A 12,262-nucleotide genomic window follows, 5' to 3' on the forward strand; every position below is an offset into this window, starting at 1 on the left:
GCGCCTGCGCCACTGGTGAGACCCACATTACGGAGGAAGGTGCGCCGACTCGCATCGGTAGATCGTCGCTGTGCTGCCATGACTTCGGCTCCCCTCACGATCTTCAATGACCCGGGGATCCTGGCAACGCCCTGTTACGGCGCGGGAGTTACTCGTGTATCTGCCACGTTTCCCTCCCCGCACACGCGAACTGGTCCAGACCTTGACGCGAGCATGCGGCGCTCCTACGTTCATATTCGCGCCCAAAGTTCAGGTACAAGAACGCCCTCTATGCGAACCGACGGGAAGGTCACCCCCCACATGCGGATCCGACGCACCCTCCTCATCCCCCTGCTCGCCGCGACGGCGGCCACGGTCGGCTCGGCCCTGGCCGCTCCCTCCGCCGAGGCGGCCCAGGTCATCGAGGTCTCCACCGCCGCCCAGCTGAAGTCGGCGCTCACCTCGGCATCCCCCGGCGACACGATCCACCTCGCCGACGGCACGTACACGGGCAACTTCAAGACGACGACCGCCGCAAGCTCGGACTCCCGCATCACCCTCACCGGCTCCTCGAAGGCCGCCCTCAAGGCGAGCGGCGGCTACGGCCTCCATCTCAACGGCGCTTCGTACTGGACGGTCAAGGGCATCACCGTCACCGGCGGCCAGAAGGGCATCATGATCGACGCGGCGAAGGGTGTCGTCGTCGACACGGTCACCGTCCACGGGCTCGACATGGAGGGCGTCCACTTCCGCACCTCCAGCACGGACGGCGTGATCAAGAACTCGAAGATCTACGACACCGGCAACGACGGCCGCGGCATGGGCGAGGGCGTGTACGTCGGGACGGCCGGCGGGACCTCCGACAAGAGCGACCGCATCCAGATCACCGGCAACACGATCGGTCCGGACGTGGGCGGCGAAAACGTCGACATCAAGGAGGGCACCACTGGCGCCCGCATTACGGGCAACACCTTCGACGGCAGCGGCCTCACCGGCGCCAACTACGACGACTCCTGGGTCGATGTGAAGGGCAACGACGTCCTGGTGGAGAACAACAAGGGCATGTCCACGACGAACAACGGCTACGAGACCCACACCCAGCGGTCCGGCTGGGGCTGCGGCACCGCGTTCCGGGGCAATACCTCGGACCTCACGGGCGCGACGGGCGCCAACCAGCTCGCGATCAACGTGACCAACTACAGCGCAAGCTGCAGAACGACGGTGTACGCGACGAACACGGTGACAGGCGGGAAGGGACTCACCAATATCCCGGTCACGCAATAGCGCCCCGAAGGGGCGCGGGGCCGTGACCCTATGCGGCTCCGCCGCGTGGGCGCGACCAGCCCCCACAAGCCCGCGGACGACAAAAACCGGTGGGCCGCACCCCCATGGGGATGCGGCCCACCGACTAGCTACTGCCTAGCGGAACCTACCGGTTCAGCTCTGGCCACCCGCAAGCTTCTCGCGGAGCGCAGCCAGGGCCTCGTCCGACGCCAGGGCGCCGGAGTTGTCGTCCGACTCCGAGGAGTACGAACCGCCGCCACCGGAAGCGGCAGGAGCCGCACCCGTGTCGCCGCCCTCGGCCGCCGCCTGGGCGTCGGCCTCGCGGGACTTGATGACCTGCGCCTGGTGCTGCTCGAAGCGCTGCTGCGCCTCGGCGTACTGGCGCTCCCACTCCTCGCGCTGCTTCTCGTAGCCCTCGAGCCAGTCGTTGGTCTCGGGGTCGAAGCCCTCGGGGTAGATGTAGTTGCCCTGGTCGTCGTAGGACGCGGCCATGCCGTACAGGGTCGGGTCGAACTCGACCGAGGCCGGGTCGGCACCGAAGGACTCGTTGGCCTGCTTCAGCGAGAGGCTGATGCGGCGACGCTCGAGGTCGATGTCGATGACCTTGACGAAGATCTCGTCGTTGACCTGGACGACCTGCTCCGGGATCTCCACGTGGCGCTCGGCCAGCTCGGAGATGTGGACCAGACCCTCGATGCCCTCGTCCACGCGGACGAACGCACCGAACGGAACGAGCTTGGTGACCTTACCCGGGACGACCTGACCGATCTGGTGCGTACGGGCGAACTGCTGCCACGGGTCTTCCTGCGTCGCCTTGAGCGACAGGGAGACGCGCTCGCGGTCCATGTCGACGTCGAGGACCTCGACGGTGACTTCCTGACCGACCTCGACAACCTCGGAGGGGTGGTCGATGTGCTTCCAGGAGAGCTCGGAGACGTGCACGAGACCGTCGACGCCGCCCAGGTCCACGAAGGCACCGAAGTTGACGATCGAGGACACGACGCCGGAGCGGACCTGCCCCTTCTGGAGGGTGGTGAGGAACGTCTGGCGAACCTCGGACTGGGTCTGCTCCAGCCAGGCACGGCGGGACAGGACCACGTTGTTGCGGTTCTTGTCCAGCTCGATGATCTTCGCCTCGAGCTCCTTGCCCACGTAGGGCTGGAGGTCGCGGACGCGGCGCATCTCGACGAGAGACGCGGGGAGGAAGCCGCGGAGGCCGATGTCGAGGATGAGACCACCCTTGACGACCTCGATGACGGTACCGGTGACGATGCCGTCCTCTTCCTTGATCTTCTCGATGGTGCCCCAGGCACGCTCGTACTGGGCGCGCTTCTTCGAGAGGATCAGGCGGCCTTCCTTGTCCTCCTTCTGGAGAACAAGGGCTTCGATCTCGTCACCGACGGCGACGACCTCGTTCGGGTCGACGTCGTGCTTGATCGACAGCTCGCGGCTCGGGATGACACCTTCGGTCTTGTAACCGATGTCGAGCAGGACCTCGTCCCGGTCGACCTTCACGATGACGCCGTCGACGATGTCGCCGTCGTTGAAGTACTTGATCGTCTCGTCGATCGCGGCGAGGAAGGCTTCCTCGTTACCGATGTCGTTGACCGCAACCTGCGGGGTGGTGGCGGTGGTCTCGGTGCTGCTCGTCATGTGGGAAAGGGCTCCGGTACGGACATTGAGTCGTAGGTACTGCTTACGCCGGGAGCCCGTTTCGCCCTGTAGAAGCCGGACAGCCAAGGAAGCGCCAACCCGGTGGCCCGGGGGCGCCTCGAAAACCGAGGGGACATACATACAGATGCGAGCGCAGCCTGCTACGTCTGAGGTGCGCAGGCTCGCAGCGCAACTTGTAGCATACGGGGGCAGCCGGGCAGGGTCAATGCGCGAAGGCGCACACCCGGGGCGGATCGCCGCATTCCCGGCACAAGACCTGTCTCACGAGGCCACGCGGGCCGTAGGGCGCCTCTGTCGTGACACCCCCGAGACGGGTTGGACGGAAGAGTACGACGAGGGAGCCGATCATCCAAGAGCCCGAACCGTTCGAACCGGAAGCCACCCGACGTGACGCGGATGTCACGGAGAGTTCCCGAGCCAACCGGGGCTGGTGGGACCGGAACGCGGACGAGTACCAGATCGAGCACGGCACGTTCCTCGGAGACGACCGTTTCGTGTGGGGCCCCGAGGGCCTCGACGAGGTGGAGGCCGAGCTGCTCGGCCCACCGGAGGACCTGAAGGGCAAGAACGTCCTGGAGATCGGCGCCGGCGCCGCCCAGTGCTCGCGCTGGCTGGCCGGCCAGGGGGCGCGACCGGTGGCCCTGGACCTCTCCCACCGCCAGCTCCAGCACGCGCTGCGCATCGGCGGTTCCGTGCCCCTGGTGGAGGCCGACGCGGGCGCCCTGCCGTTCGCCGACGGCTCCTTCGACCTCGCGTGCTCGGCGTACGGCGCGCTGCCGTTCGTCGCCGACCCTGTTCGCGTTCTGCGCGAGGTCCACCGGGTGCTGCGCCCCGGCGGCCGCTTCGTCTTCTCGGTGACGCACCCGATCCGCTGGGCGTTCCCGGACGAGCCCGGCCCCGAGGGGCTGAGCGTCGCCGCCTCGTACTTCGACCGCACTCCGTACGTGGAGCAGGACGAAGAGGGCCGCGCGGTGTACGTCGAGCACCACAGGACGATCGGCGACCGCGTCCGCGACATCGTGGCCGGCGGGTTCCACCTGATCGACCTCGTCGAGCCGGAGTGGCCCGCATGGAACACCCAGGAGTGGGGCGGCTGGTCCCCGCTGCGCGGGCATCTGATACCCGGGACGGCGATCTTCGTGTGCGAGCGGGACTGAACGCACGGAAGCTGAACGTACAAAAGCGGTGCCCACGTGTGCGTGGGCACCGCTTTCTCACGCACGCGCGCGTAGAGGGCGTTTCGGCGCGCGCGTGGAGGGCGTTTCGGCGCACGCACGAGACGTGTTCGATGCCCGTACGAGGCCGGTTTGACGCTCGTACGAGACTGGGGGCGTGATCCGTGACGACGCCCTGGACCAGCTGCCCGTACGCGGCGCCCTGCCCGGTCTGAACGACGCCCTGGAGGGCGGCGGCAGCGCGGTGCTCGTGGCGCCGCCCGGCACCGGCAAGACCACCCTCGTGCCGCTGGCGCTCGCCGGTCTCCTGGACGACGGGCGACCGGCGCGCCGGGTCGTCGTGGCCGAGCCGCGTCGGATCGCCGCCCGGGCCGCCGCGCGGCGGATGGCGTGGCTGCTCGGCGAGAAGGTCGGCGAGAGCGTCGGCTACACGGTGCGCGGGGAGCGGGTGGTCGGCCGGCACGCGCGCGTGGAGGTCGTTACGACCGGTGTCCTGCTGCAGCGGCTCCAGCGGGACCAGGAGTTGGCGGGCGTCGACGTCGTCGTGCTCGACGAGTGTCACGAGCGGCATCTGGACGCCGACACGGTGGCCGCCTTTCTGCTGGACGTACGGGCCGCTCTCCGCCCCGAGCTGCGGCTGGTGGCCGCGTCCGCGACGACGGACGCCACGGGGTGGGCCCGGCTGCTGGGCGACGCGCCGGTGGTGGAGGCGCAGGGCGTCTCGTATCCGGTCGAGGTGGTGTGGGCGCCGCCGGTACGGCCCGTGCGGCCGCCGCACGGGATGCGGGTGGACCCGGCGCTGCTGACGCATGTGGCGTCGGTGGTGCGGCGGGCGCTGGCCGAGCGTGAGGGGGATGTCCTGTGCTTCCTGCCCGGGGTCGGGGAGATCGCGCGGGTCGCCGGGCAGCTGGGGGATCTCGGTGAGGTCGACGTGCTTCAGGTGCACGGGCGGGCGCCGGCCGCCGTGCAGGACGCGGTGCTGTCCCCGGGGGTACGCCGCCGGGTGGTCCTCGCGACCTCGGTGGCCGAGTCGTCGCTGACGGTTCCCGGGGTACGCGTGGTCGTCGACTCCGGGCTCGCGCGGGAGCCACGGGTGGACCACGCGCGCGGGCTGAGCGCGCTGACGACCGTGCGGGCCTCGCAGGCGGCGGGGCGGCAGCGGGCGGGGCGTGCCGGGCGTGAGGCACCGGGAGCGGTGTACCGGTGCTGGACGGAGGCGGAGGACGCGCGTCTGGCGCGCTTCCCCGCGCCGGAGATCAAGGTGGCCGACCTGACGGCGTTCGCCCTTCAGGCGGCCTGCTGGGGCGACCCGGACGCGACGGGGCTCGCGCTCCTCGACGCGCCGCCGGACGGGGCGATGGCGGCGGCACGGGCCGTGCTGTCGGCCGTGGGTGCGGTGGATTCCGCGGGGCGGGCGACGGAACGGGGGGTGCGTATGGCGCGGCTCGGGGTGCACCCGCGGCTGGCGCGGGCGCTACTCGATGCGGGGCCCTTCACGGGTGCGGAGCGGGCCGCCGAAGTCGTCGCCCTCTTGAGCGAGGAGCCGCCCCGGGAGTACGGGGATGATCTTGCGGGGGCTTGGCGTGCCGCCCGGCGTGGCGGCGACGCCTACGCCAGTCGCTGGCGCGCCGAAGCCAAGCGCCTGCGGGCCGGTGTACCTACAGGTACAGATTTTTCCCACCCGTCCACCCGTGGCTCTCTTGTACAAGAGGTGAACGTCGAAGCTCCGCGCCGGGTGGCAGGCAGCGCGGCCTCCGGTGATGACCGCGTCGTAGGGCTCGTTGCCGCCCTCGCGTTCCCCGAGCGGCTCGCGCGGGCGCACGGTGGCTCCTACCTCATGGTGAACGGGACCCGCGCCGACATCGGCGACGGCTCGGCCCTGCGCGGAGCGCCGTGGCTCGCCGTCGCCGTGGCCGACCGTCCCATTGGTGCCGGGCACGCGCGCGTGCGGCTCGGGGCGGTGGTGGACGAGGAGACGGCACGGTGGGCCGCCGCAAGCCTGTACTCCGAGGGCGAGGAGGTCCACTGGGCCGGCGGGGACGTCGTCGCGCGGCGGGTCGAGCGGCTCGGGGCCGTGGAGCTGGCGGTGCGGCCGTTGAAGGACGCCGACCCCGGGCTCGTACGCGACGCGCTTCTGGAGGGGCTGCGGGAGGAGGGGCTGGGGCTGTTGCGCTGGACGCGGGAGGCGGAGCTGCTGCGGCAGCGGCTCGCCTTTCTGCACCACCACCTCGGCGCCTCGTGGCCCGACGTCTGCGACGACGCCCTGCACGCGCGTGTGGAGGAGTGGCTGGAGCCGGAGCTGGGCCGGGCGCGTCGGCGGGCCGACCTGGGGCGGATCGATGCCGGGCAGGGGCTCACCCGGCTGCTTCCGTGGGCCACCGGCGACGCCGCCCGGCTCGACGAGCTCGCACCGGAGCGGATCGAGGTGCCGAGTGGGTCCAGAATCCGGATCGACTACGCGGATCCCGAACGGCCCGTACTGGCGGTGAAGCTGCAGGAGATGTTCGGGCTGGCCGAGACCCCTCGTGTCGCCGGCGTACCCGTACTCGTGCATCTCCTCTCCCCCGCCGGACGGCCCGCCGCCGTCACGGCCGACCTCGCCTCCTTCTGGGGCGACGGCTACCGGGCCGTGCGAGCCGAACTGCGCGGGCGGTATCCCAAGCACCCGTGGCCCGAGGACCCCGCGACCGCCGAGCCGACCCGGCACACCAACGCCCGGCTCAGGCGTTGACCGGTTCGGGCTCCACGGCCCGGGTGGGTGCCGGGTCGCCCGGGCGGCGGCTGCGCGCCTCCAGGTAGAGGGAGAGGGAGAGAAGTGCGGCGCCCAGGAACAGGAAGCCCCAGGGCAGGTACGACGTCATCAGCAGGATCAGGGTGCGGTTCGACTTGACCAGGTCGACCGTGTGCTCGATGTAGTCCTCGCGCATCTTCACGTGCCCGGCGAACGCCGTCACCTTGTCGCGGTCGCCGAGCAGGGTGCCGCCGCGGAGTTCCTCCTTGTGGATCTCCTCGCCGTAGACGGGCGCTCCAGTGACCGGCTCCACCCAGAACTTGCGGACCGTGGTGTACCAGATGGTCGTCCCCGTCTTGGCCAGCGACTCCTGGGTGATGCCCTTGACGGGCATGGTCTTGGGGAAGTGGACCTTGGTCCAGGGAATGGTCTGCTCGAAGTAGTAGACCTTGACCCCCCGGAAGTTCTGGGTGCCCTTGTAGTGGATGGGGTTGGTGGTGCGGGTCTGCGCGTCGAAGTACTCGTAGTCCCGCTTCTCCGTCATGAAGGGCCATTTGAACTCGATGCCCTCGCGGGTGACGGGGGCGCCGTCGACCATCTCGCCGGTGGCGTGGACGGGTTCCTGGCTGTGCGCGTCGAAGATGTAGCGCTCGGGGATCTTGGAGACCATCTTGCCGTCGGGGCCCTGGACGTAGGAGAGGGAGTCCCAGACGACGACGTCGCGGCCCGCGGTCTTCTCGATCTTCTCGGAGGCTTCGACGTTGCCCTTGAGGGTCTGTACGACGGTGACCTTGGGGACCGTCCTGGCCTTCATGGTGCCGTAGTCGAGGAGGGTCGCGTTCTTCGCCTCCAGGACCATGTCCTGGTACTGGTTGGCGGGGATCTTCGCCAGGCGCGGGAAGGCGTACCAGCGCAGCAGCGGGGACAGCGCCGTGAAGAACACGGCGAAGGCGAGCAGGATCAGGCTTGCCTTGCGGCGCATCTCGGCGTCCCTCCCTGAGAGTTACGGGTGTGCCGGCACGGTCTGCGGGTGTGCCGGCGCGGGGTCTATGGGTGTGCGGGCACAGTCGTCAGCAGCGGCTTCGGCGATGTCCTGCCCGCCGGTGAGCCCATGGCCGTGATGGTCAGCACCAGGGCGAGCGCAACGGCGAGACCGGTCGCGGCGGCGATGAGGGCACGCATGCGGGCCTCCCGAGGGCCAGGAGCTGATACGTCGTCAGGTCCGGCACCGTAGCAACGGCGGGGCGAGATGAGAACACGTTGCACACACAGACGAGGGCGCCCCCCCGCCCGGAAGCGGAGGGGCGCCCTCGATGCGCGTACGGACTAGGAGGTGGCGGCCGCCACCTTCAGCTCGATGGTGAGCGTCGCGCCGCCGGTGGTGTTGATGCGGAGCAGGAACGTGCCGGTGGTGTCGTCCGCGTACAGCTTCGGGAGCTTCAGCAGGCCGTTCGCGTCCGTGGTGAGGTCCGTGAGGGTGCGTACGGTCTTGCCGTCCGCGTCCTTGAAGTACGGGCCCTTGTCGTTCTCCGTCGCGTCGTCCGCCGACTTGATGAGCGTGGCGGTGGCCGCGACCTTGCCCGCGACGGCACCCTTGTAGGTGGCCTTCACCTCGGCCTGGTCGGCGAACTCGCCGCCCGGCACGCAGGTCAGCTCGGTGTCGCTGGTGCGGGTGAGGGTGTCGGCCTGGCGCGGGGTGACGGTCGCCGTGTAGTCGAGGCCGGCCATGACGCGGCCGACGACGGTCGCGCGGACCGTGAAGTCGCCGGTCTTCTCGCCCGCCACGAGCGCCGGCGCGGTGGCCGTGCCGGCGCTGTTGGTGACGATCGTGGCGACGGTTTCGCCGCCGGTGAAGGTGGCGTCGGTGTCGTCGCCGACGATCGTGAAGCGCACCCGGACCTTCGCCACGGCCTGGCCGGCCTCGGTCTCGGTCCGTACGGCGATCTTCTCGGCGAAGGTGTCGCCCGCCGTCGCGGTGAGCTTCCCGGTGTCCGCGTCCTCCAGGTGGTCCACGGTCTCGGTGGGGGTGGGCGGCGTCGGGCTCGGCGGCGTCGAGGGGGTGGACGGCGCGGACGGAGTGGACGGGTCCGGGCTGGGGCTCGTCGAACCGCCGCCCGGCTTGGGGGTGCTCGGCTCCGGACTCGGCCTCGAGGTCGCGGGCGGCGTGGGGCTCGGGCTGGGGTTCGCCCCGGTGGTCTCGTCGCTGTTGTGCGAGGGCAGCGTGCCGGTGCCGTCCGGTACCTCGTGGGTGCCCTTGCGGTAGTACTCCAGCCACGACAGGACCGTGTTGAGGTACGCCGTCGAGTTGTTGTAGCTGAGGATCGAGGCGTTCATCTGCGACTGGACCGACATGTCGTGGTTGAACCGGCACAGGTAGTGGCCGGCCGCGAGCGCCGCGTCGTAGATGTTGTTGGGGTCCTTCTTGCCGTCGCCGTTGCCGTCGCGGCCCGCCCAGTCCCAGGTGGAGGGGATGAACTGCATCGGCCCCACCGCGCGGTCGTGCGTGGAGTCGCCGTCGTAGGCGCCGTTGTCGGTGTCGCTGATGTTCGCGAAACCGTTGCCGTCGAGGACCGGGCCGAGGATCGGCGAGTACGTCGTACCGCTCGCGTCGACGCGGCCGCCGCGGGCCTGGCCCGACTCGACCTTGCCGATGGCGGCGAGGAGTTGCCAGGGCAGGTTGCAGCCGGGCTTGGACTCGCGCAGTGACGCCTCGGCCTTCTTGTAGGCGTCGAGGACGGTCGCGGGTATGCCCGCCTCGGCATCGCCCGTGACCGTGGGCGTGCTGGTGGTCGGCGACGGGCTGGGGCTGTCGAGCGGCGGAAGGTCCGTGTAGTAGCGCGAGTTGCCGGTCGCGGTGTCGTCGCTGTTCGCGTCCGGTGTGGACTCGGCGCCGGTGGTCTGTCTGCCGTGGTCGTCGGTGGTCACTCCCGGGGCCTGGGACGCGGACAGGGCCGCGACCGCGGCCGCGGCCACGGCGGTGGTTGCCGCCCCCTTGCGCAGCCTCCTGCCGAAATGCGCCGCCATTGAGTGAACCCCTCCCGTGGACGACCGCGTACGCCGTGCCTTCTTGCGCGCCATTCCTTCTGCGCGCTTTGTTCTGTGTGTACTTTTTCCGATGTTCGACCGTGCTCCCCAGCACGGTGACCCAGGTGACCCTACGACAACTTCCGTTGCCCGGGCACCCGTTCGCGCCCGATTTTCACCGGTTGGCCATCTCTGATCTGCACGAAACACCGACCATGAGCCGTAGGGGGACGACTTGCCCTTCACTCTCAGCCATGCGGCGGCCGTGCTGCCCGCCGTACGCGGTGACGGCGGGGGGCGCGGCAGGCTGGTTCCCGCTGTTCTCGTGGCCGGTTCGTTCGCACCTGATATGACGTACTACGCGGCGAGCGCGTTGCCCGGAGCGATGGAATTCGGCACCTTCACGCACTCGTTCACCGGAGTGTTCACGTTCGACGTGCTCGTCACGTGGGCGCTCGTGGGCGCCTGGCTGGTGCTGCGCGAACCCTTGGTGGCGCTGCTGCCGACGGCCCGGCAGGGGCGTCCGGCGCGGCTGCTGCGCTGCGGGGCGACACGTCGACGGCCGAGTCCGTCGACGGCCTTGTGGTGGTACGTCTCCGCCGCGCTCGGCGCGCTGACGCATGTCGTGTGGGACGCGTTCACGCATCACGGCCGGTGGGGGATGCGCCTGTTCCCCGTCCTGGGACGGGACGTCGGGGGCTCGCCGCTGTACTGGTACGCGCAGTACGGCAGTTCGGCGGTGGCGGCCGTGGTGATCGCGGCCTTCGTGGTCGTCGCGCTGCGCCGGACGCCCTCCGGCGAACCCGTGGGGGTGCCGGCGCTGTCCGCTTCCGACCGGTGGCTGGCGGGTGCCGTTCTCGGGTGTTGCGCGCTGGTGGGCGCGGTGCAGCGGGCTTCGCACTCGTGGGACTACTGGGCCTCCAGCGCGAAGCCCTGGGAGTTGATCCCGACGCTGTGCTTCGGCGGGGGCGCGGGCCTGGTGCTCGGCCTCGGGCTGTACGCCGTGGGGGTCAGGGTGTGGCGTCCGGCTCCGGCTCGTCCCGGCCGGGCAGCAGCTCGTACGGAGCCGAGCCGTCCGGCTTCTCGCTGATCGCGCCCTCCGGGGTGGGGCTCTGGATCCGGCCGCGTCCCGGGTTGAGGCCGCGGTGCACGGCCTGCGCGATGCGTTCGATGGTGCGGACCCCGTACTCCATCGTCGGGTTGTCGTGCGACAGGACGACGATGCGGTACCTGCGGGCGGGGCCCGTGAACGCGCCGACGCTGTGCACGCGCCAGCCGTGCGTGGCCCGGGGCAGCCAGCCGTTCTTCACATGGGCCGTGAGGCTCTTCGGCATTCCGGCGGGCACGCCCCAGCGCTGGTCTCTGCGGACCTGGCTGAGCAGCTTCATGCCGTAGGCGCGGGCCTTCAGGAACGAACGGGTGTTGGTGAGGACGCCCAGCAGGCGCATCTGGTCGGAGGCGGTGGTGCGGGTCAGGCCCCAGTAGCCCTCGGAGCCGAGCACAGTGCGCGTCGTCCCGACGCGGGTCAACAGGCGGTCCAGGTAGGCGTGGCCCAGGTCGGTCCACAGGCGCTGGGCCGATGTGTTGTCCGACCTGGTGATCATGGGGCGGATGTTGGCCCGTTCCCAGTCGGTGAGTTTGCGGCCGAGTTCCTCTGCCCGCCGCAGGGTGCCTTCCATGATCGTGACCTTGGCGACGCTCGCCGAGTCGTACTGCCTTTCGCTCGCGAGGGCGCAGGTCAGGCCGGTGGTGTCGTCGTGCACCGCGACGGAGACGGTGCCCTCGCGTGACACCAGCGCCTTCTGGATGTCGCGGGACATCCGGGCGGCGAGGTCGGGGTCACGGGCGGAGCGGCAGGCCGGGGGCACCTGGGCGGTGCCGGCCTCCGCGGCGACCGCGGGTACCGGCGCGAGCGGCGCCGAGACGACAGCTGTGGCGGCGAGGACGACGGCCGTGGCTATCGCCGTGCGGTGAAGCATGCGTATACCCATGCCCGCATCCTTACGGTCCCGCTCGGCGGGGGGCGCCTTTGCGGGGGCCACGCGGGTGACGGTTCCCTCCGGGGGGTGGGCGGGAGTGCGGCGAGCCTGCCCTCTCCGGCCCGGCCGGGTGGGGCTTGCCCCGGGCGGCTCTCGGGGCGCGAGGCCGCGTCCGGAACGGCCGGGGCGAGATTCGCCCTGCGGGCGGTTCTCGGCGGCGCGGCCCTGGTGAGACTTGCCTTGCGGGCGGCCTTCGAGGCTTGCGATCGGTTGGGCACCGCCGAGCAGCGCTGGGGGCTCTCGCCGTCGCGGTGGACATCAGGGGCCCGGCACCTTGCGGTGCCGGGCCCCTGATGTGACGGCCGGCCAGGCCGCGAACCTGAGGTAGGCCGGGACAGAACCACCCGGCGCCCCAG

Annotated in this window: 9 protein-coding genes; 4 read left to right on the forward strand and 5 right to left on the reverse strand. The window is 70.6% G+C overall.

Features of this window, described 5'->3' with window-relative positions; genetic code table 11:
- Positions 1-300 precede the first annotated feature (300 nt).
- Positions 301-1,263: a sheath polysaccharide-degrading enzyme gene (locus ACFY0T_RS44535; RefSeq protein ID WP_388884255.1), complete on the forward strand. Its 963-nt coding sequence runs from the start codon at positions 301-303 to the stop codon at positions 1,261-1,263.
- A gap of 153 nt (positions 1,264-1,416) precedes the next feature.
- Here ACFY0T_RS44535 and rpsA read toward each other — a convergent pair whose 3' ends face one another.
- Positions 1,417-2,916, reverse strand: a complete 1,500-nt coding sequence (rpsA, locus tag ACFY0T_RS44540) for a 30S ribosomal protein S1 (RefSeq protein WP_388884256.1) — start codon at positions 2,914-2,916, stop codon at positions 1,417-1,419.
- A 317-nt stretch (positions 2,917-3,233) separates the two neighbouring features.
- Between rpsA and ACFY0T_RS44545 the strand changes: the two genes are divergently transcribed.
- Together ACFY0T_RS44545 and hrpB are read left to right on the forward strand one after the other, a co-directional pair.
- Complete coding sequence (locus ACFY0T_RS44545; RefSeq protein WP_388884257.1) at positions 3,234-4,094, forward strand: class I SAM-dependent methyltransferase; 861 nt, start codon at positions 3,234-3,236, stop codon at positions 4,092-4,094.
- A 175-nt stretch (positions 4,095-4,269) separates the two neighbouring features.
- A complete protein-coding gene (gene hrpB, locus ACFY0T_RS44550) occupies positions 4,270-6,843 on the forward strand; it encodes an ATP-dependent helicase HrpB (RefSeq protein ID WP_388884258.1) in 2,574 nt (857 codons plus the stop codon).
- Here hrpB and ACFY0T_RS44555 read toward each other — a convergent pair.
- From ACFY0T_RS44555 to ACFY0T_RS44565, 3 genes are all read right to left on the reverse strand, one after another.
- The gene (locus tag ACFY0T_RS44555; RefSeq protein WP_388884259.1) at positions 6,833-7,825 is read right to left on the reverse strand and encodes a DUF3068 domain-containing protein; all 993 of its coding nucleotides are present in this window, start codon (positions 7,823-7,825) and stop codon (positions 6,833-6,835) included. The two genes, hrpB and ACFY0T_RS44555, sit on opposite strands and share 11 nt — an antisense overlap.
- 65 nt (positions 7,826-7,890) lie before the next feature.
- Positions 7,891-8,025, reverse strand: a complete 135-nt coding sequence (locus ACFY0T_RS44560; protein ID WP_327427940.1) for an SPW_0924 family protein — start codon at positions 8,023-8,025, stop codon at positions 7,891-7,893.
- 144 nt (positions 8,026-8,169) lie between these two features.
- Positions 8,170-9,867: a lytic murein transglycosylase gene (locus tag ACFY0T_RS44565; protein WP_388884260.1), complete on the reverse strand. Its 1,698-nt coding sequence runs from the start codon at positions 9,865-9,867 to the stop codon at positions 8,170-8,172.
- Between the two features lie 235 nt (positions 9,868-10,102).
- Here ACFY0T_RS44565 and ACFY0T_RS44570 point away from each other — a divergent pair, with 235 nt between their 5' ends.
- Positions 10,103-10,957, forward strand: coding sequence for a DUF4184 family protein (locus tag ACFY0T_RS44570; protein ID WP_388884261.1), 855 nt, complete (start codon positions 10,103-10,105; stop codon positions 10,955-10,957).
- Here the strand turns inward: ACFY0T_RS44570 and ACFY0T_RS44575 are convergent.
- On the reverse strand, positions 10,878-11,858 hold the full coding sequence (locus ACFY0T_RS44575; protein ID WP_388884262.1) for a serine hydrolase: 981 nt from the start codon (positions 11,856-11,858) through the stop codon (positions 10,878-10,880). The two genes, ACFY0T_RS44570 and ACFY0T_RS44575, sit on opposite strands and share 80 nt — an antisense overlap.
- Positions 11,859-12,262 lie beyond the last annotated feature (404 nt).

The organism is Streptomyces sp. NPDC001530 (genome assembly GCF_042894545.1).
Taxonomy (GTDB): Bacteria; Actinomycetota; Actinomycetes; order Streptomycetales; family Streptomycetaceae; genus Streptomyces.